Origin of the sequence: Streptomyces sp. SBT349 (genome assembly GCF_001083795.1) — a bacterium.
Classification (GTDB): domain Bacteria; phylum Actinomycetota; class Actinomycetes; order Streptomycetales; family Streptomycetaceae; genus Streptomyces.
The window spans coordinates 35,629-55,096 of sequence record NZ_LAVK01000006.1 but is presented as its reverse complement, the minus strand read 5'-3'; the positions used below and the strand labels follow the sequence as shown (position 1 = coordinate 55,096).

The window sequence follows — 19,468 nt, the reverse complement described above, 5'->3', positions numbered from 1 at the left end:
CCCCGGTCTTGCCCGCCCTTCCCCCCCCCGCCCCCCCCCCCGCCCTGCCCCCCCCCCCCCCCGCCGCGGCCGGCCCCCTGGGCTGGCGCGACCAGCTCCACGCCGCCCTCATCGGCCTCGGATACGCGCCCCGCGAGGCCGACGGCGCGGTCGCCGCGGTCACGCCCCAGGCCGAGGCCGAGGAGGCGCAAGGCGCCACACCCGCCGTGTCGCGCCTGCTGCGCGCCGCACTGCAGACCCTCAACCGCACCAGGTAGGCCGCCGTGATCAGCGGGACGGCACGGGCCGGAAGGCGAACACCATGAGCTGGGACGAGCAGGGAGGGGACGTCGGGGAGCGCCTCGTCGGATCCGACGCGGACCGCGAGGACGCGGCGGTCGAGGCGGCGCTGCGCCCCAAGGACTTCGGGGAGTTCATCGGCCAGACCCGCGTCCGCGAGCAGCTCGACCTCGTGCTCCGCGCCGCCCGCGCCCGCGGCTCCACGGCCGACCACGTGCTGCTCTCCGGCGCTCCCGGGCTCGGCAAGACCACCCTCTCCCTGATCATCGCGGCCGAGATGGGCGCCCCGATCCGCATCAGCTCGGGACCTGCCATCCAGCACGCGGGCGACCTGGCCGCGATCCTCTCCTCGCTCACCGAGGGCGAGGTCCTCTTTCTGGACGAGATCCACCGGATGTCGCGCCCCGCCGAGGAAATGCTGTACATGGCGATGGAGGACTTCCGGGTCGACGTCATCGTGGGCAAAGGCCCGGGGGCCACCGCCATTCCGCTCGAACTCCCGCCGTTCACGCTGGTCGGGGCGACCACCAGGGCCGGCCTGCTGCCGCCCCCGCTGCGCGACCGCTTCGGTTTCACCGGGCACATGGAGTTCTACGAGCCGGCCGATCTGGTGCGGGTCGTGCACCGCTCGGCCCGCCTGCTCGCGGTCGAGGTGACCGAGGACGGCGCCGCCGAGATCGCCGGCCGGTCGCGGGGGACCCCCCGCATCGCCAACCGCCTGCTGCGCCGGGTCAGGGACTACGCCCAGGTGCGGGCGGACGGTGTGATCACGCGGGAGGCCGCGACCCGCGCCCTGGCGGTCTACGAGGTGGACGACCGGGGTCTCGACCGGCTGGACCGCGCGGTCCTGCACGCGTTGCTGAGCCTCTTCGGCGGCGGGCCGGTCGGCCTGTCCACGCTCTCCGTCGCCGTGGGCGAGGAGCGCGAGACCGTGGAAGAGGTCGCCGAGCCGTTCTTGGTCAGGGAGGGCCTGCTGGCCCGCACCCCCCGGGGCAGGGTGGCCACCCCGGCGGCCTGGCGCCACCTCGGCCTGGAGCCCCCGCGGCAGGCGAACGGCGGCGGACAAGAGGGATTGTTCGGGACGTGAGGCTGATCCACCTCCCGGATTTTCCCCGTATGGAACTCCGATAGCATCCTGAGCGTTGTTCCCCAGGCGCGGCCTCGCTTAGACTCCGCCGTTGCCGACCCCCTCAGGACCGGCATGCCCGCCCCCCATACACCAGGCCGCGTCAGCAGCCGAACAAAGGAAATCCCTCCGCCGTGGACATCGCGTTTCTCTTCCCCTTCATTCTGCTCATCGGCGTCATGTTCCTGATGACGCGATCTGCCAAAAACCGGCAGCGTCAGGCCTCGCAGTTGCGGGACTCGATGGAGCCGGGCTCCGGCGTGCGGACCATCGGCGGCATGTACGCCGAGGTCAAGGAGGTCCGTGACGACACGGTCCTCCTTGAGGTCGCCCCTGGTGTGCACGCGGTGTACGCGAAGAACGCGATCGGCGCCGTGCTCGATGCCGACGAGTACGAGCGGATCATCAACGGGGACACGCACTCGGACGACGCCGAGGACGACGAGGACACCGTTGTCCCCGACGACGCCTCCTCCCTGACCGAGGGCGACGGGGACCGCGTGGAGCTGGGCAAGCCGGACGCCGTGGACGGCGACCGGCAGGAGCCGCAGGACACCACGGACGAGGACGGCCGCAAGGGGTCGCAGTCCTGAAGGTGACGGCATCGGCCGTCCGTCAGTCATTCCGCTGAGCCGCGCGGCGGTCATCGGCCGCGGACCGCTGGACAGAGAGAGACGAGAAGGTGGCGACACCGAAGAAGGACCTCAGGTCCTCATCGAAGAGGGATTCAAGGTCCCGGGGCGCGCAGGGGAAGCCCGGACGGGCCCTGGTGCTGATTTCGCTGATCGTGGTCGCGCTGACCGGGGGGATGTTCGTCTCCGGGCACACCACTCCCCGCCTGGGAATCGACCTCGCCGGCGGCACCAGTATCACGCTCTCGGCCGTGGCGGAGGAGGGCAACGAGGACGCGATCAACTCGACGAACCTCAACACCGCCGTCAACATCATCGAGCGCCGGGTCAACGGCCTGGGCGTCTCCGAGGCCGAGGTCCAGACGCAGGGCGACCGCAACATCATCGTCAACATCCCCAAGGGCACCAACGAGGAACAGGCCAGGGAGCAGGTCGGCACCACGGCCGAGCTCGGCTTCCGGCCGGTGCTGACGATGACGTCCGCGGCCCCCGTCGAGGAGGGCGACCAGCCGGCGGAGGAGCCCACCGACGAGCCGACGGACGGCGAGAGCGACGCCCCGGCCGACGAGCCCACCGACGGTGAGAGCGACGCGCCCGCCGACGAGCCGACGGACGAGCCGACGGACGAGCCGACGGACGAGCCGACGGACGAGCCCACCGACGAGTCCCCCGACACGGAGAACCAGGGCCTCGGCACCCCGGGCTCCGGGTCGTCCTCGGCGAACACCGTGAGCCCCGCCTCGTACCGCACCCAGGAGTCCACGGACGAGCCCACGGACCAGCCCACGGACGGTGAGAGCGAGGCGCCGAGCGAGGAGGAGGGCGCGGCGGACGAGGGCGCGGCCACCGACCCGCAGGCCCAGCTCGACGCGCTCGACTGCACCACCGAGGCCGGCCGCCTCGAGGCCAGCGGGGCCGCCGCCCAGGCCAAGGACGACGAGCCCGTGGTGGCCTGCGACGCCGACGGCACCACCAAGTACGCCCTCGGCCCCGTGGCCGTCCCCGGCCGGGACGTCAGCGGCGCCGACGCCGTCTACGACACCCAGCGCGGTCAGGGCTGGATCGTTCAGATGGACTTCAACAACGCGGGCGCCGACAAGTTCGCCGACATCACCGCCGAGCTGGCCATGCAGGCCGACCCGCAGAACCGCTTCGCGATCGTGCTGGACGGCGAGACGGTCTCCGCCCCCTCCGTCTCCGAGCGGCTCGGCGGCGGCAGCGCCGAGATCTCCGGTGGCTTCACGCAGGAGTCGGCCGAGGACCTGGCCAACATCCTCCAGTACGGCGCCCTCCCGCTGACCTTCGAGGAGGCCAGCGTCTCCACCGTCTCCCCGACCCTGGGCGGCGAGCAGCTGCGCGCGGGACTGATCGCGGGCGGCATCGGCCTCTTCCTGGTCGTCGCCTACATGCTGGTCTACTACCGCGGCCTCGCGCTGATCGCCATCGCCAGCCTGATCGTCTCGGCGGCGCTGACGTACACGCTGATGGCGCTCCTCGGCCCGGCGATCGGCTTCGCGCTCAACCTGCCGGCCGTCTGTGGCGCGATCGTCGCCATCGGCATCACGGCGGACTCGTTCATCGTCTACTTCGAACGCATCAGGGACGAGGTCAGGGAGGGCCGCAGCCTGCGCCCCGCGGTCGAGCGGGGCTGGCCGCGCGCCCGGCGCACCATCCTGGTGTCGGACTTCGTGTCGTTCCTCGCCGCCGCGGTCCTCTTCGTGGTGACCGTCGGCAAGGTGCAGGGCTTCGCGTTCACCCTGGGCCTGACGACGGCCCTGGACGTGGTGGTCGTGTTCCTGTTCACCAAGCCGCTGATGACCCTGCTCGCCCGCAGGAGGTTCTTCTCCAGCGGGCACCCCTGGTCCGGACTCGATCCCAAGCGGCTGGGGGTCAGGCCACTTCTGCGCGCCCGGCGCCCGGCACCCGTTCCCAGCGACCCGAAGGAGGCGTGAGATGTCGCGGCTCGGCGATCTCGGCGCCAAGCTCTACCGCGGAGAGATCGGCGTCGACTTCGTCGCCAAGCGGAAGATCTGGTACGCCGTCTCGATCCTGATCACCATCCTGGCCTTCGCCGGCCTCGGGATCCGGGGCCTGCACATGGGCGTCGAGTTCGAGGGCGGCGCCGTCTTCACCACCTCGGCCACGGACGTCTCCGTCGAGAAGGCCCGCGAGGTGGCCGAGGAGGCCTCGGACAGCCCGGCGCTGGTCCAGACGCTCGGCGACGACGGGTCCATGCGGATCCAGGTCAGCGGCCTGGACACGGAGCAGTCGAACGTGACCCGCGCCGCACTCGCCGACGAGCTCGGCGTCGAGACCGAGGACCTCAACGCCGAGCTGATCGGCCCGAGTTGGGGCTCCCAGATCGCCAACCAGGCGTGGCAGGGCCTGGCGATCTTCCTGGTCCTCGTCGTGATCTACCTGGCCATCGCCTTCGAGTGGCGCATGGCGCTGGCCGCGCTGATCGCGCTGATCCACGACCTGACGATCACCGTCGGGGTCTACGCGGTCGTCGGCTTCGAGGTGACGCCCGGCACGGTGATCGGCCTGCTGACGATCCTCGGTTACTCGCTCTACGACACCGTGGTGGTCTTCGACGGCCTCAAGGAGACCACGAAGAACTTCACGAAGCAGACGCGGTTCACTTACAGCGAGCTGGCCAACCGCAGCCTCAACGGCACGCTGGTCCGGTCGATCAACACCTCGGTGGTGGCGCTGCTGCCGGTCGGCGCGCTGCTGTTCATCGGCGGCGGCCTGCTGGGCGGCGGGATGCTCAACGACATCGCCCTCTCGCTGTTCGTCGGCCTGACCGCGGGCGCGTACTCCTCGATCATGATCGCCACCCCGCTCGTCGCCGACTTCAAGAAGCGCGAGCCGAGGATCCGCGCCCAGGACCGCAAGATCCTCTCCCGGCGTGCCAAGCGCCAGGAGAACGGCGGCGGTCCCGACGCCGACTTCGACGAGGACGAGGACGAGGTGACGGACGAGGCGGAGGACGGGACGCCGGGCCTGGAGGACGACCCCGAGCCCGAGGACGAGGGCAGGCGGCCCGTGGCCGCGGCCGGGGCCTCGGTCTCCCGCGGACCGCGCCGCCAGCCGGCCTCGCGCGGGCGGGGCAGGGGCCGCCCCTCGGGGAAGCGCCGGTGACCGCGCCGGCGCGCACGCCCGAGGAGGTCGCGAGCCTGCTCCGCGACAGGATCCGGGATGTGCGGGACTACCCCAAGCCCGGCATCGTCTTCAAGGACATCACCCCGCTGCTGGCCGACCCCGAGGCGCTCACGGCGCTGACCGAGGCACTGGCCGAGTTCGCCGTGGCGCAGGGGGCCACCAAGGTGGTGGGCCTGGAGGCCAGGGGCTTCATCCTCGGCGCCCCCGTCGCCGTCCGCGCGGGCCTGGGCTTCGTCCCGGTCCGCAAGGTCGGCAAGCTGCCGGGGGCGACCCTCTCCCAGACGTACGACCTGGAGTACGGCAGCGCGGAGATCGAGATCCACGCCGAGGACCTCTCCGGCACGGACCGGGTGCTGGTCGTGGACGACGTGCTGGCCACCGGAGGCACCGCGGAGGCCGCCCTGCGGCTGATCCGGCGTTCCGGCGCCCAGGTCGCCGGACTGGCCGTCCTGATGGAGCTGGGTTTTCTTTCCGGCCGTGACCGGGTGCTCCCCGTGCTCGACGGCGCCCCCTACCAGGTGCTGATCACCCTCTGAGAACGCCCGCGTACGCCCCCGGGCCCCCGCCACGCGGCGGGGGCCCGGGGGCGTACGCGGGCTTACGCGCGTGCGTTCCGCCTGGGCTCGTTACCATGGCAGTCCGATCAATTCCGGCCGGACTCTCCTCAGGCCGCTCGCGGCCCGGAGGACCGCTCCCTTTCTCCGCTGTCCGCGGCGGGGAAGGGCCCGAGAAGGAGTGCTCTTGCCTGACGACGCCCAGCCGCTCACCTCAGCCCAGCGGAAGAGCTCCAAGCCGTCCGCCGCCCTCGCCTGGCGGGACGGGCAGGAGAGCCGTGCCCAGGCACCGGCGGGGGCGCAGCCGGCCCCGGCCGTCTCCGGTGTCTCCGGCCGATCCGGCTCCTCGAACCGGGTGCGGGCCCGCCTCGCCCGGCTCGGCGTCCAGCGCTCCACCCCGTACAACCCGGTCCTCGAACCGCTGCTGCGGGTCGTCAGGGCCAACGACCCCAAGGCCGACACCGCGGTGCTCCGCCGCATCGAGCGCGCCTTCCAGGTCGCCGAACGCTGGCACCGCGGCCAGAAGCGCAAGAGCGGCGACCCGTACATCACGCACCCCCTGGCCGTGACCACCATCCTGGCCGAGCTGGGCATGGACCCGGCGACCCTGATGGCCGGGCTGCTGCACGACACCGTCGAGGACACCGAATACGGCCTGGACACCCTCCGCCGCGACTTCGGCGACCAGGTCGCCCAGCTGGTGGACGGCGTCACCAAGCTGGACAAGGTCAAGTTCGGCGAGGCCGCCCAGGCCGAGACCGTCCGCAAGATGGTGGTGGCCATGGCCAAGGACCCGCGGGTCCTGGTCATCAAGCTCGCGGACCGCCTGCACAACATGCGGACGATGCGCTTCCTCAAGCGCGAGAAGCAGGAGCAGAAGGCCCGCGAGACGCTGGAGATCTACGCGCCGCTGGCCCACCGGCTCGGGATGAACACGATCAAGTGGGAGCTGGAGGACCTGGCCTTCGCCATCCTCTACCCCAAGATGTACGACGAGATCGTGCGGCTGGTGGCCGAGCGGGCGCCCAAGCGCGACGAGTACCTGGCCACCGTGATCGACGAGGTGCAGTCCGACCTGCGCGGCGCCAGGATCAAGGCCGCGGTCACCGGCCGCCCCAAGCACTACTACAGCGTCTACCAGAAGATGATCGTGCGGGGCCGCGACTTCGCCGAGATCTACGACCTGGTGGGCATCCGCGTCCTGGTCGACACCGTCCGCGACTGCTACGCGGCGCTCGGCACCGTTCACGCCCGGTGGAACCCGGTGCCCGGGCGGTTCAAGGACTACATCGCGATGCCCAAGTTCAACATGTACCAGTCGCTCCACACGACGGTGATAGGGCCGGGCGGCAAGCCCGTGGAGCTCCAGATCCGCACCTTCGACATGCACAGGCGCGCGGAGTTCGGCATCGCCGCGCACTGGAAGTACAAGCAGCAGGCGGTCGCGGGCTCCTCCAAGGTGCGTTCCGACGCGCCCAGGAAGGGGGAGCGCAGGGGCAGCCGGTCCACCGTGGACGACATGGCCTGGCTGCGGCAACTGCTCGACTGGCAGAAGGAGACCGAAGATCCGGGGGAGTTCCTGGAGTCGCTCCGCTTCGACCTGTCGCGCAACGAGGTGTTCGTCTTCACGCCGAAGGGCGACGTGATCGCGCTTCCGGCCGGCGCCACCCCCGTGGACTTCGCCTACGCCGTGCACACGGAGGTCGGCCACCGGACCATAGGGGCCAAGGTCAACGGCCGTCTGGTGCCGCTGGAGTCGACGCTGGACAACGGCGACACGGTGGAGATCTTCACCTCCAAGGCCGACAGCGCGGGCCCCTCCCGGGACTGGCTCGGCTTCGTCAAGTCCCCCCGCGCCAGGAACAAGATCCGCGGCTGGTTCTCCAAGGAGCGCAGGGACGAGGCGATCGAGCAGGGCAAGGACCTCATCGCCCGCGCCGTGCGCAAGCAGAACCTGCCGATCCAGCATGTGCTCAGCGGGGACGCGCTGGTCACGCTGGCGCACGAGATGCGGTACCCGGACATCTCCTCGCTCTACGCCGCCATCGGGGAGGGCCATGTCTCGGCGCAGAGTGTCGTGCAGAAGCTCGTCCAGGCGGTGGGCGGCGAGGAGGCGGCCAACGAGGACATCTCCGAGGCGGCGCCTCCGGTCCCGACCCGCGCCAAGCGGCGCGCGACCGCGGATCCGGGGGTGGTCGTCAAGGGCGTGGACGACGTCTGGGTCAAGGTGGCCCGCTGCTGCACGCCGGTGCCGGGGGACCCGATCATCGGGTTCGTCACCCGGGGCAACGGGGTCTCCGTGCACCGCGCCGACTGCCTGAACGTGGACTCCCTCTCGCGGGAGCCCGAGCGCATCCACGACGTCGAGTGGGCCCCCACCCAGTCCTCGGTCTTCCTGGTGGCGATCCAGGTCGAGGCCCTCGACCGCTCACGGCTCCTCTCGGACGTCACCCGCGTCCTGTCCGACCAGCATGTGAACATCCTCTCCGCGGCCGTCCAGACCTCGCGGGACCGGGTGGCCACCTCCCGTTTCACCTTCGAGATGGGCGATCCCAAGCACCTGGGCCATGTGCTGAAGGCGGTGCGCGGCGTCGAGGGCGTCTACGACGTCTACCGCGTGACCTCGCCGCGCCGCCCCTAAGCGCACGAGAGGCCGCGCACGAGAGGCGGCGGGGAGACCGGATCCGGTCTCCCCGCCGCCTCTCGCGTCTCCCCGCCGCGGGCGGGAGCGGGCTCAGCCGCCGAACTCCTGGAGCCCCTTGAGCGCCTGGTCGAGCAGCGCCTGCCGCCCGGCCAGCTCCTGTTCCAGCTTCTGCGCCTTGGCCGCGTTCCCCTGGGCCCGCGCCCGCTCCGCCTGCTCACGCAGCCGGTCGACCGCGTCCTGGAGCTGGCCGGTCAGCCCCGCGGCCCGCGCCCTGGCCTCCGGGTTGGTCCGCCGCCACTCGATCTCCTCGGCCTCCGCCACGGCCCGTTCGACCGCGTGCATGCGGCCCTCGATCCCGGCCCTGGCGTCCCGCGGCACGTGACCGATGGCCTCCCACCGCTCGCCGATCGAGCGCAGCGTGGCGCGGGCCGTCCGCAGGTCGGTGATCGGCAGCAGCTTCTCGGCCTCGGCCGCGAGCTGTTCCTTGCGCGCCAGGTTGTCGCGCTGCTCGGAGTCCCGCTCGGAGAACGCGGACCCGCGGGCCTGGAAGAAGACGTCCTGCGCGGCCCGGAACCGGGTCCACAGGTCCTCCTCGGCGTCCCGGTGCGCCCGGCCCGCCGCCTTCCAGTCGCGCATCAGGTCCCGGTACCTCGCGGCCGTCGGCCCCCAGTCCGTGGACTCCGCGAGCGCCTCCGCCTCGGCGATCAGCTTCTCCTTGCGCCGCCGCGTCTCCTCGCGCTGCGAGTCGAGCGCCGCGAAGTGCGACTTGCGGCGCTTGGAGAACGCCGAACGGGCCTGTGAGAACCGGTGCCAGAGCTCGTCGTCGGTCTTCCTGTCGAGCCGGGGCAGGCCCTTCCAGGTGTCGACCAGGGCACGGAGCCGCTCGCCCGCCACCCGCCACTGCTCGCTGGCGGCCAGCTCCTCGGCCTCGGCGACCAGGGCCTCCTTGGCACCCCTGGCCTCCTCGGACTGCTTGGCCTTGGCCGCCTTCCGCTCCTCGCGGCGGGCGCCGACCGTGGTGACGAGTTCGTCGAGGCGTCGTGAGAGCGTGGCGAGGTCACCGACGGCGTGACCGGCGTCCACCTGCTCCCGCAGGTGACCGATGGCCGTCATGGCGTCCTTGGCCGACAGGTCGGTCGTCCGTACGCGGCGCTCCAGGAGGTCGACCTCGACCACCATGCCCTCGTACTTGCGCTCGAAATAGGCGAGGGCCTCCTCGGGAGAACCCGCCTGCCACGAGCCGACGACCTTCTCGCCGTCCGCCGTCCGCACGTACACGGTCCCCGTCTCGTCGACGCGGCCCCACGGCTCGCTGCTCACAGCGCCTCCTCGTTTGATGCGCACGACAGGGCGTGACGCCCCCGGCACCGTCCACAGTTCTCGTCCGGTCCAACCGGCTTTCTTCTCCCGCCCGACCGGCGCAGGCACCCTGCACAACGCCAACATAGGCGACACCGCGCCCGGCTGTCCGCACCTTGCATCGCGGAAATTACCGGTGAACGGGGCTCACGCGGCCGGAACGGGTTCCACGGTCGCCTCGTTGATCACCACCGTGGCATTGGGTGCCGTGGTGCCGCTCGTCGGGTCGGGCGGAGTCGCACCAGCCTGGGCGATCATCTCCAGTACGTCCAGACCCGCGGTCACCGTTCCGAAGGGCGTGTAGTCGGGCGGGAGCTGGCTGTCCTGGTACACCAGGAAGTACTGGCTGCCACCGCTGTCCCGGCCGCTGTCGTCCGACGGGTTGTACTGGTTGGCCATCGCGACCGTGCCGGCCGGGTAGACGCCCTCGGCCAGGTCGGGGTCGTCCAGGTTCTCGTCGGGGATGGTGTAGCCGGGGCCGCCCTGCCCGGTGCCCTGCGGGTCGCCGCACTGGAGGACGAAGATCCCCTCCGGCACCAGCCGGTGGCAGCGGGAGTGGTCGAAGTAGCCCTCGCCCGCGAGGAAGTTGAACGAGTTCACCGTCCGGGGAGTCGCCTCCGCGTCCATCGTGATCTCGATGTCACCGCAGGTGGTGGCCAGTCGCATCACGTAGTCGCTCGCGGTGTCCACCGTCATCTCCGGCTCCTCCTCCCAGGTGGCCGTCGACGGCTCGCCCTCCTCGGGCTCCCCGCACGGGTCCTCCGGAGGCGTGCTCGGCTCGGCGCTCGGCTCCGCGCTGGGCTCGGCGTCCTGGGCCTGGTCGGCCTGGTCGTCGTCCCGGTTGACCACCACGAGTGCGGTCGCCCCGCCGGCCACGAGCAGGACGAGGGCGACGGCCAGGAGGATCCGGCGCCGGCGGCCCCGGTGCTGCCGGCCCACCCTCCGCTCCTGCTGCCGTTCGAACTTCGCCCGCGCGAGCTGCTTGCGCCGCTGCTCCTTGCTGACCACCGCGCTCTCCCTTGTCTCTGGGGGACTCTTCAACTGCGCCCGTGGCGTCACCGTATACGGGTTCGCCCCTCTCGCGCCGTCGCCGGTAGGCTCTGGCCAGGCAGCCGCCCACCACGACCGAAGGACCACCGTGCTCATCGCTGGCTTCCCCGCCGGGGCGTGGGGGACCAACTGCTATCTGGTCGCACCCGCCGCAGGCGAGGAGTGCGTGATCATCGACCCGGGCCACCGGGCCGCGCCCGGCGTGGAGGAGACCATCGCCAAGCACCGGCTCAAGCCGGTCGCCGTCATCCTCACCCACGGCCACCTCGATCACGTCGCCTCGGTCCTGCCGGTCTGCGGGGCCCACGACGTGCCGGCCTGGATCCACCCGTCGGACCGGTACATGCTCACCGACCCGGAGAAGGCGCTCGGCGTCCGCGTCGGCCAGACGCTGCTGGGCGAGCTGACCGTGGGGGAGCCGGACGACCTGCGCGAGCTGACCGACGCGTCCGAGCTCGAACTCGCCGGGCTCACGCTCACCGTCGCGCACGCCCCCGGCCATACCAAGGGGTCGGTGACCTTCAGGGTGCCCGAGCAGGCGGACATCCCGCCGGTGCTGTTCTCGGGCGACCTGCTGTTCGCCGGCTCCATCGGACGCACTGATCTGCCCGGCGGCGATCACGCCGAGATCCTGCGCTCGCTGGCCCGTGTCTGCCTGCCGCTCAGTGACTCGACCGTGGTGCTCTCCGGGCACGGTCCGCAGACGACCATCGGCAACGAGCGCGCCACCAACCCGTTCCTGCGGGAGCTGGCCGCCGGCCGCGGGGCTGCCGAGGCCGCCCCACCGCGACCAGGAATGTGAAGAATCCCCACGTGAGCAGCTTCTCCGCCCCCAAGGGCACGTACGACCTGATCCCGCCGGACTCCGGCGTCTTCCTCGCGGTCCGCGACGCCCTCGCAGCGCCGCTGCGGGGCGCCGGCTACGGCTATGTCGAGACCCCGGGCTTCGAGCACGTCGAGCTCTTCTCCCGCGGCGTCGGCGAGTCCACCGACATCGTCTCCAAGGAGATGTACACCCTCACCACCAAGGGCGGGACCCACCTGGCGCTGCGCCCCGAGGGCACCGCCTCCGTGCTGCGCGCCGCCCTCCAGGCCAGCCTGCACCGCGCCGGGAACCTCCCGGTCAAGCTCTGGTACTCGGGCACCTACTACCGGTACGAACGGCCCCAGGCCGGCCGCTACCGGCACTTCTCGCAGGTCGGCGCCGAGGCGATCGGCGCGGAGGACCCGGCGCTCGACGCCGAGCTGATCATCCTGGCCACCGAGGCCCACCGCTCGCTGGGCCTCACCGGCGTCCGGCTCCTGCTCAACTCCCTCGGCGACGCCGAGTGCCGCCCGGTGTACCGGGCCGCGCTCCAGGAGTTCCTGCGCGGCCTCGACCTCGACGAGGAGACCCGCGCCCGCATCGAGATCAACCCGCTGCGGGTCCTCGACGACAAGCGGGAGAGCGTGCGGCGTCAGCTCGCCGACGCCCCGTTGATGCGTGATCACCTGTGCGAGGGGTGCAAGACCTACCACGAGGGCGTGCGGGACCTGCTCTCCGAGGCCGGGGTCGCCTTCACGGACGACGACCGCCTCGTGCGGGGCCTGGACTACTACACCCGCACCACGTTCGAATTCGTGCACGACGGCCTGGGCTCCCAGTCCGCGGTCGGCGGAGGCGGACGGTACGACGGGCTCTCCGAGATGATCGGCGGCCCGCGGCTGCCCTCGGTCGGCTGGGCGCTCGGCGTCGACCGCACGGTGCTGGCGCTGCGTGCCGAGGGCATCGCCCCCGGCCTGCCGTCGGCCACCGACGTGTTCGCCGTTCCGCTGGGCGAGGAGGCCCGCCGCGCGCTGTTCGCCGTGGTCACCGGGCTGCGCCGGGTCGGGGTGCGGGCCGACTTCGCCTACGGCGGGCGGGGGATGAAGGCGGCGATGAAGGCGGCCAACCGCAGCGGCGCCCGGTACGCCCTGGTGGCCGGGGACCGGGACCTGGCCGAGGGCGTCGTCCAGGTCAAGGACCTGGACAGCGGCGAGCAGGCCCCGGTGGCACTGGCGGACGCCGTCGAGGACCTGCGCGGTCGGCTCGGCTGAGCGCGACGTCCCAGGTCCGGGACCTTTGCCCGGTTGACATCAGCGGCGTGTGAGCGTTGTGTCACTGGTACAGAATGGTGGGCCGAATCCGGGCGTAAGGGATGGGCGAGATGACAGCAGCGGCGGTGGACGCGGTCCACGCGGACGAGCCGGCGGACGAGGGCGAGCGGCGGGGCGGCGTGGGCGCGGGGCGCGCCTACGCGCTGACACTGGTGATCACCGGCCTCGCCGGGCTGCTCGCGGCCTGGGTCATCACGCTGGACAAGTTCCATCTGCTGGAGGACCCGGACTTCTCCCCGGCGTGCAGCCTCAACCCGGTGGTCTCCTGCGGCAACATCATGGAGAGCGACCAGGCCGAGGCGTTCGGCTTCCCGAACCCCATGCTCGGCCTGGTCACCTACGGGATGGTGATCGCCATCGGGATGGGCCTGCTCGCCGGGGCCCGCCACCGGCGGTGGTTCTGGCTCGGCCTGGAGGCGGGCACCCTCTTCGGGGTGGGCTTTTGCACCTGGCTCCAGTACCAGTCGCTGTACGAGATCAGCGCGCTGTGCCTGTGGTGCTGCCTGGCCTGGGTCGCCACCATCGTCATGTTCTGGTACACGACGCTGCACAACGTCCGGCACGGCTTCCTCCCCGCTCCTGCGGGTGTCCGGCGGGCGTTCGAGGAGTTCCACTGGCTGATCCCCGCGGTGCACATCGGCATCATCGGCATGCTGATCCTGACCCGCTGGTGGGACTTCTGGACCGGCTGACCCGGCGTCCGGCCGGGGGGAGTGTCAGCGCCGTGGCTTAGGGTCGGTGACGTGGAGTTCGATCTGTTCACCGCCGCCGCCGAGGACCGCGCGGAGAAGGAGCCGACCGCCCGGCCGCTGGCCGTGCGGATGCGCCCGCGCACCCTGGACGAGGTCGTGGGGCAGCGGCATGTGCTGCGCCCCGGGTCCCCTCTGCGGCGGCTGGTGGGCGAGGGCGGCGGCGGCCCGGCCGGTCCGTCCTCGGTGATCCTGTGGGGCCCGCCGGGCACGGGCAAGACGACGCTGGCGTATGTCGTCAGCCAGGCCACCGACAAGCGTTTCGTGGAGCTCTCGGCCATCACCGCGGGGGTGAAGGAGGTGCGGGCCGTCATCGACGGGGCCCGTCGCTCCTCGGGGGCGTACGGCAAGGACACCGTCCTGTTCCTGGACGAGATCCACCGCTTCAGCAAGGCGCAGCAGGACTCGCTGCTGCCCGCCGTGGAGAACCGGTGGGTGACCCTGATCGCCGCCACCACGGAGAACCCGCACTTCTCCGTGATCTCCCCGCTGCTGTCCCGTTCCCTGCTGCTGACCCTGGAGCCGCTGGACGAGGAGGACCTGCGGGCGCTGCTGCGCCGCGCGGTCGCCGACGAGCGCGGCCTCGCGGCGGCGGTCACGCTGCCCGAGGACACCGAGGGGCACCTGCTGCGGATCGCGGGCGGCGACGCGCGCCGGGCGCTGACGGCGCTGGAGGCGGGGGCGGGCGCCGCCCTGTCCAAGGGGGAGAGCGAGATCGGCCTCGCCACCCTGGAGGAGGCCGTGGACCGGGCGGCCGTGCGCTACGACCGGGACGGCGATCAGCATTACGACGTGGCCAGCGCGTTCATCAAGTCCATCAGGGGCTCGGACGTGGACGCGGCGCTGCACTATCTGGCGCGCATGGTGGAGGCGGGGGAGGACCCGCGCTTCATCGCGAGGCGGCTGATGATCTCGGCGAGCGAGGACATCGGCCTGGCCGACCCGACGGCGCTGCCGACCGCGGTGGCGGCGGCGCAGGCGGTGGCCATGATCGGCTTCCCCGAGGCGGCCATCACCCTGGGCCACGCGACCATCGCGCTGGCGCTCGCCCCCAAGTCGAACGCCGCGGTGGTCGCGATCGGCGAGGCGCAGGGCGATGTCCGGGCCGGTCTCGCCGGGCCGGTGCCCCGGCATCTGCGGGACAGCCACTACAAGGGGGCCGAGAAGCTGGGCCACGGTCAGGGGTACCGGTATCCGCACGACCTGCCGGGCGGCATCGCGGCCCAGCAGTACGCGCCCGACGCGGTGCACGGCAAGCGGTACTACCGCCCGACCGGGCACGGCGCCGAGGCCCGGTACACGGAGATACTGGACCGGGTCCGCCGCCGTCTCTCCGGGGCGCAGGACTCCTGAGGCTGATCCTCCGGTCCCCCGCGGAGGATCAGGCGCCCGCTGCCTCGAAGAGGCGGCGCATCGCCCGGCGGAGCTGGGCGATGTCCCGGACGGGCTCGGGGAATTCGAACCGCGCGTCGAAGCATCCCTCCCCGACGCGGAAGCGCACCCGCAGCCCGAAGCGGTCCAGGCCCAGCGGCGTGACGCTCGTGGCCCGTTCGCCCACGGCGGCGCAGTCGGTGCCGCTCTCGTTCAGCAGGGCGCACAGCGACCGGAGTTGGGCGCCGTGCGCGGCGGCCAGATGCTGGAGCAGCTCCGCCTCGTAGCGGACCAACGGGTCGGCCTCCGCCTCGGCGAACGTGTCCGGCTCCACATGGCAGGCGCCCCACAGGTCGTCGATGAATGCCTCGCCGACCTCCAGCCGCAGGAGCGACCAGCCGGGCCCCGGCGGCGGGTTGAGCCCGGCGAGGAGCCTCGTCCCGGTGGCCAGCGCGTCGCCGGTCGCGGGGGTCAGCCAGCCGGCCACCCAGCCGCGGCCCCTGACGCGGTGGGGGACCGCGACGGGGGCGATGTCCGTGATCTCGATCACGGCGGTCACCTCGTCGTCCCGGGCGTGGACGGCTCCGCGGGCCGCCGGGGATACGGCCGGGACCAGCAGGAACACGTCTCCCGCGGGGGAGACGGCGCGGGACTCCAGCACGCTCGGCGCCGGGTCGGCCGGCTCGGCGCGCGGAATCGTCAGCGTGGCCGAGGCGTTGGACTCGACCAGTGTGCGCACGCGCTCGGCGGCCGACGGCTGCCGGGCGTCCTCGTCCGTCCACGGCGGGCCCGCCTGGGTCTGGTGTTCGGTACCGGGCGCGGGGACTCCGAATCGCGTCATGCTCACTCCTCAGATAAGGTAAGCCTCACCTAACTTACATGACACGCATGGAGGTCCGCTCCCCGTGAACCAGTCGCGCCCCAAGGTCAAGAAGTCCCGCGCGCTCGGCATCGCCCTCACCCCGAAGGCGGTCAAGTACTTCGAGAAGCGCCCCTACCCGCCGGGGGAGCACGGGCGCGGCCGGAAGCAGAACAGCGACTACAAGGTCCGTCTGCTGGAGAAGCAGCGCCTGCGCGCCCAGTACGACATCAGCGAACGGCAGATGGTCCGCGCCTACGAGCGCGCCCGCAAGGTCTCGGGCAAGACCGGCGAGGCGCTGATCATCGAGCTGGAGCGGCGGCTCGACGCGCTGGTGCTCCGCTCCGGCCTGGCCCGCACCATCTACCAGGCGCGCCAGATGGTGGTGCACGGCCACATCGCCGTCAACGACCGCAAGGTGGACAAGCCCTCCTACCGGGTGCGCCCGGAGGACGTGGTCTCGGTCAGGGAGCGCAGCCGCGCCAAGCACCCCTTCCTGGTGGCCCGCGAGGGTGGCTGGTCGGGGGAGGGCGACGCGCCGCGCTACCTCCAGGTCAACCTGGAGGCCCTCGCCTTCCGCCTGGACCGCGACCCCAACCGCTCCGAGGTCCCCGTCCTGTGCGACGAGCAGCTGGTCGTGGAGTTCTACGCCCGCTGACCGCCGGCTGTCGGCCGCTCCCCGCCGTCTCCGCGGGGGGCGGGGGGCAACGCCGGCCGTTCCCCCTCCCGGCCGGACGGCAGCGCCCTGGCGGTGATCTGGCGTGGCAGGCCGTCCTCCCGGCGGCGCAGCGCCCGCGCCACCGCCGCGTCCGTGTCCAGGCGCTCCCCCTCCCGGAAACACTCCCGGAAGCGGGTCTGCCCCAGACGGCGCCGCAGATGGCGCTCGCAGTGGATGTGGGGCGCGTTGAAGTACTCCGAGCCGAAGAGCTGCATCCCCACCGAGCGCCACACGCGCGCCGCCGCCCCCTGGATCACCGCGGCCTCCGCCGGATCGCCCTCGCTCGCGGTGATCCCCGCCAGCAGCTCCAGCGCCAGCACCGTGCCCACCAGGTCCTGGAACGCGTGGGTGTTGGGCAGGGACGCCTCGAACAGCTCCCTCGCCTCGGCCAGGTCGCCCCGGCTCCAGGCGGCGAACCCGAGGACATACAGCGCATAGGAGCGCGCCCACCGCTCGCCGTGCTCGTCGCACGCCCGGCGCGTCTCCTCGCACAGCGCCACCGCGCCCGCCAAGTCCCCCTGGAACGCGATGGCCATGGCGAGCTGGGCCTGGCAGATCAGCACCTCGCTGTTGAGCTCCCCCACCTCCCTGAACCCGTCGAGCGCCGCGCGCAGCAGCCTCTCGGCCCGCTGCATCTCGTCGCTGATCAGCGCCAGGCACCCCCGGCGGTGGTTGCTGTAGGCGGCGGCCCGTGCGTTCCCCGTGCGCTCCGCGCCCTCCTGGCACTCGTGCAGCGCGGTCAGCGCCCCCACGGTGTCCCCCTGGAGCACGGCGACATAGCCGATCACCCACAGCGCCTTGAGCCGGATCTCCTCGTGGTCGGTCTCCCGCAGCAGCGCCCGCCGCAGCCAGTGCTGCCCCTCGCCCAGCCGTCCGCAGCCGATCCAGCAGAACCACAGGGTGCCCGCCAGATAGAGCCCGAGGCGGCCCTCCTCGTCGTCGTTCAGGGCGAACTCGAGCGCGGCCCGCAGATTCGGCATCTCGTCGTCGATGCGCCGCGCCACCTCCGCCTGGCGCGGGCTGAACCACTCCAGCTCGCACCAGGTCACCAGTCCCGTGCACCAGTCCCGGTGCCGACGCCGCAGCCGGTCGGTGTCCCCGGTCGCCGCCAGCCAGTCGGCGCCGTACGCCCGCAGGGTGTCCAGCATCCGGTACCGCACGCCGGAGGCGGCGTCCTCCCGGGTCAGCACGGACTGCGCCACCAGTTCGGTCAGCACGTCCAGCACCTCCTCCGCGGGCAGGTCGGGCCCGGAGCACACGTACTCGGCCGCCTCCAGGTCGAAGTGGCGCGCGAAGACCGACAGCCGCGCCCACAGCAGCCGCTGCGCGGGCGTGCACAGCTCGTGGCTCCAGCCGATGGCGGTGCGCAGCGTGTGATGGTGCGGCGGCGCCCCGCGGTGGCCCCCGACCAGCAGCCGGAACCGGTCGTCGAGGCGGTGCAGCGTCTGGTCGAGCGAGAGCGTCCGCAGCCGCCCGGCGGCCAGCTCCAGGGCGAGCGGGATGCCGTCGAGCCGGTGGCACAGCTCGGCCACCACCTTGTGGTTCTCCTCGGTGACGGCGAACCCCGGCAGCACGGCCGCGGCCCGGTCGGCGAACAGCCAGGCCGCCTCGCTGAGCGGCGCCAGCTCGCTCGCCTCGCCCGAGCCCGGCGTCGGCGCGGACAGCGGGGGCAGCGGGTAGAGCCGCTCCCCGGCCACGCCCAGCGGGCAGCGCCCGGTGGCCAGGACCCTGAGCCCGGGGGCGCGGCGCAGCAGGTCGAGCACCAGCGCGGCGGAGGGCTCGACCAGGTGCTCGAACCCGTCGAGGACGAGCAGCAGCCTGCGGTCGGCCAGGCGGTCCGTCAGCACCGTGCGGGGCGGGCGGCCCGTGTGGTCGGTCAGCGCCAGCGCTTCCACCACGGCGTGGTCCAGGAGCTCCGGATCCCGCACCGTGGCCAGCTCCACCAGCCACACCCCGTCGGAGAAGCGCTCCTGGAGCTGGCGGGCGGCCTGCACCGCGCACCGCGACTTGCCCACGCCGCCGACGCCGGTCACCGTGACCAGCCGTGAGGTCGTCAACTGCCGTGTCAACGTCCCCACTTCGGCATGACGGCCGATGAACCTGGTGAGCTCAGCCGGGAGGTTGCCCGGCCTGCGACCGAACCTCGCCGTCTCCCGAGCTTCAGGCTCGGACCCCTGAAAGCCTCGCATGAGACACGCAGCGTACTCGGAGGTATGCAGAACGTACAATTGTGGCCAGTGGCCCTTGGCAGGAGGGGAAGAATGCGGTACTGGCGCGGGTGCCCGGCGCGATAGGGTCGGGACCTGCCGCCGCCCGCGGAGGGGCCATCAGGGCCGGTGAGCGGCGGCCGACCCCCAAGCTGTGCGAAAGAACCCGTCCGAGGGAAGCGGTGCGTTCGTGTCCGGTGGTGAAGTGGCCGGCCTCCTGGTGGCCGTCTTCTGGGCGATCCTGGTCTCCTTCCTCGCCGTGGCGCTGGTCCGGCTGGCGCAGGCGCTCAGAGCCGCGACCGAGCTGGTGACCAGCGTGACCGAGCGGGCCGTCCCGCTGCTGGGGGAGGCGTCGCAGACCGTGCGTTCGGCGCAGGCCCAGCTCGACCGGGTGGAGACGATCGCCACCGACGTCCAGGACGTCGCCTCCAACGCCTCCGCGCTCTCCGCCACCGTCGCCTCCACGTTCGGCGGGCCGCTCGTGAAGGTCGCCGCGTTCGGCTACGGCGTGCGCCGCGCCCTGCGCCGCCGTGGCGCGGGGCCCGCCGAGCCGCCGCCCGCCGCGGCCAGGACGCTCCCCGCCCCGAGGCGCCACCCGACCGGAAAGGACTGATCAGCC

The 19,468-nt window shown here is 72.4% G+C and carries 16 protein-coding genes and 1 pseudogene; 13 read left to right on the top strand and 4 right to left on the bottom strand.

The window, feature by feature from the left end; translation table 11 throughout:
- From ADY01_RS01710 to ADY01_RS01680, 7 genes and pseudogenes are all read left to right on the top strand, one after another.
- Positions 1–257 (top strand): annotated as a pseudogene (locus ADY01_RS01710) (RuvA C-terminal domain-containing protein); the annotation flags it as partial.
- A gap of 44 nt (positions 258–301) precedes the next feature.
- The gene (ruvB, locus tag ADY01_RS01705) at positions 302–1,366 is read left to right on the top strand and encodes a Holliday junction branch migration DNA helicase RuvB (protein WP_049564470.1); all 1,065 of its coding nucleotides are present in this window, start codon (positions 302–304) and stop codon (positions 1,364–1,366) included.
- Positions 1,367–1,539: 173 nt separating this feature from the next.
- A complete protein-coding gene (yajC, locus tag ADY01_RS01700) occupies positions 1,540–1,998 on the top strand; it encodes a preprotein translocase subunit YajC (RefSeq protein WP_049564469.1) in 459 nt (152 codons plus the stop codon).
- A gap of 215 nt (positions 1,999–2,213) precedes the next feature.
- On the top strand, positions 2,214–3,989 hold the full coding sequence (secD, locus tag ADY01_RS01695) for a protein translocase subunit SecD (RefSeq protein ID WP_049564487.1): 1,776 nt from the start codon (positions 2,214–2,216) through the stop codon (positions 3,987–3,989).
- A 1-nt stretch (position 3,990) separates the two neighbouring features.
- Complete coding sequence (gene secF, locus ADY01_RS01690) at positions 3,991–5,181, top strand: protein translocase subunit SecF (protein WP_049564466.1); 1,191 nt, start codon at positions 3,991–3,993, stop codon at positions 5,179–5,181.
- The gene (locus ADY01_RS01685; RefSeq protein ID WP_049564464.1) at positions 5,178–5,738 is read left to right on the top strand and encodes an adenine phosphoribosyltransferase; all 561 of its coding nucleotides are present in this window, start codon (positions 5,178–5,180) and stop codon (positions 5,736–5,738) included. Before secF ends, ADY01_RS01685 begins: the two co-directional genes overlap by 4 nt.
- A 205-nt stretch (positions 5,739–5,943) precedes the next feature.
- Positions 5,944–8,397 carry a RelA/SpoT family protein gene (locus tag ADY01_RS01680; RefSeq protein WP_049564462.1) on the top strand — a complete coding sequence of 818 codons (2,454 nt, stop codon included), beginning with the start codon at positions 5,944–5,946 and terminating at the stop codon, positions 8,395–8,397.
- Positions 8,398–8,490: 93 nt separating this feature from the next.
- Here the strand turns inward: ADY01_RS01680 and ADY01_RS01675 are convergent, their stop codons facing one another.
- Together ADY01_RS01675 and ADY01_RS01670 are read right to left on the bottom strand one after the other, a co-directional pair.
- Entirely contained in the window at positions 8,491–9,720 is a 1,230-nt protein-coding gene (locus ADY01_RS01675) for a DUF349 domain-containing protein (RefSeq protein WP_049564460.1), read from the bottom strand.
- 186 nt (positions 9,721–9,906) lie between these two features.
- The gene (locus ADY01_RS01670) at positions 9,907–10,767 is read right to left on the bottom strand and encodes a peptidylprolyl isomerase (RefSeq protein ID WP_049564457.1); all 861 of its coding nucleotides are present in this window, start codon (positions 10,765–10,767) and stop codon (positions 9,907–9,909) included.
- A 130-nt stretch (positions 10,768–10,897) separates the two neighbouring features.
- Between ADY01_RS01670 and ADY01_RS01665 the strand changes: the two genes are divergently transcribed.
- The 4 genes from ADY01_RS01665 to ADY01_RS01650 all read left to right on the top strand — a co-directional run bounded on the left by ADY01_RS01665 (position 10,898) and on the right by ADY01_RS01650 (position 15,047).
- Positions 10,898–11,611: an MBL fold metallo-hydrolase gene (locus ADY01_RS01665; RefSeq protein ID WP_049564454.1), complete on the top strand. Its 714-nt coding sequence runs from the start codon at positions 10,898–10,900 to the stop codon at positions 11,609–11,611.
- A gap of 11 nt (positions 11,612–11,622) precedes the next feature.
- The gene (hisS, locus tag ADY01_RS01660) at positions 11,623–12,885 is read left to right on the top strand and encodes a histidine--tRNA ligase (protein ID WP_049564485.1); all 1,263 of its coding nucleotides are present in this window, start codon (positions 11,623–11,625) and stop codon (positions 12,883–12,885) included.
- Between the two features lie 110 nt (positions 12,886–12,995).
- Positions 12,996–13,637 carry a vitamin K epoxide reductase family protein gene (locus tag ADY01_RS01655; RefSeq protein ID WP_049564482.1) on the top strand — a complete coding sequence of 214 codons (642 nt, stop codon included), beginning with the start codon at positions 12,996–12,998 and terminating at the stop codon, positions 13,635–13,637.
- A gap of 51 nt (positions 13,638–13,688) precedes the next feature.
- Positions 13,689–15,047, top strand: a complete 1,359-nt coding sequence (locus ADY01_RS01650) for a replication-associated recombination protein A (protein WP_049564452.1) — start codon at positions 13,689–13,691, stop codon at positions 15,045–15,047.
- Positions 15,048–15,075: 28 nt separating this feature from the next.
- On the opposite strand, the gene ADY01_RS01645 is transcribed toward ADY01_RS01650, so the two are convergent.
- Complete coding sequence (locus ADY01_RS01645) at positions 15,076–15,906, bottom strand: DUF2470 domain-containing protein (protein WP_107081603.1); 831 nt, start codon at positions 15,904–15,906, stop codon at positions 15,076–15,078.
- Positions 15,907–15,970: 64 nt separating this feature from the next.
- Between ADY01_RS01645 and rpsD the strand changes: the two genes are divergently transcribed.
- Complete coding sequence (gene rpsD / locus ADY01_RS01640; protein ID WP_049564451.1) at positions 15,971–16,582, top strand: 30S ribosomal protein S4; 612 nt, start codon at positions 15,971–15,973, stop codon at positions 16,580–16,582.
- On the opposite strand, the gene ADY01_RS01635 is transcribed toward rpsD, so the two are convergent.
- On the bottom strand, positions 16,570–18,831 hold the full coding sequence (locus ADY01_RS01635; protein ID WP_049564449.1) for an ATP-binding protein: 2,262 nt from the start codon (positions 18,829–18,831) through the stop codon (positions 16,570–16,572). The two genes, rpsD and ADY01_RS01635, sit on opposite strands and share 13 nt — an antisense overlap.
- 208 nt (positions 18,832–19,039) lie before the next feature.
- On the opposite strand from ADY01_RS01635, the gene ADY01_RS01630 reads away from it, so the two are divergent.
- Positions 19,040–19,462 (top strand): DUF948 domain-containing protein, encoded by a 423-nt coding sequence (locus ADY01_RS01630; protein ID WP_049564447.1) that lies wholly within the window; start codon positions 19,040–19,042, stop codon positions 19,460–19,462.
- Positions 19,463–19,468: the final 6 nt, after the last annotated feature.

Bases quoted from the DNA above. Each gene is read 5' to 3' on its own strand.
- ruvB (WP_049564470.1), top strand. From the start codon at position 302: ATGAGCTGGGACGAGCAGGGAGGGGACGTCGGGGAGCGCCTCGTCGGA.
- secD (WP_049564487.1), top strand. From the start codon at position 2,214: ATGTTCGTCTCCGGGCACACCACTCCCCGCCTGGGAATCGACCTCGCC.
- secF (WP_049564466.1), top strand. From the start codon at position 3,991: ATGTCGCGGCTCGGCGATCTCGGCGCCAAGCTCTACCGCGGAGAGATC.
- ADY01_RS01655 (WP_049564482.1), top strand. From the start codon at position 12,996: ATGACAGCAGCGGCGGTGGACGCGGTCCACGCGGACGAGCCGGCGGAC.
- ADY01_RS01645 (WP_107081603.1), bottom strand. From the start codon at position 15,906: ATGACGCGATTCGGAGTCCCCGCGCCCGGTACCGAACACCAGACCCAG.
- ADY01_RS01635 (WP_049564449.1), bottom strand. From the start codon at position 18,831: ATGCGAGGCTTTCAGGGGTCCGAGCCTGAAGCTCGGGAGACGGCGAGG.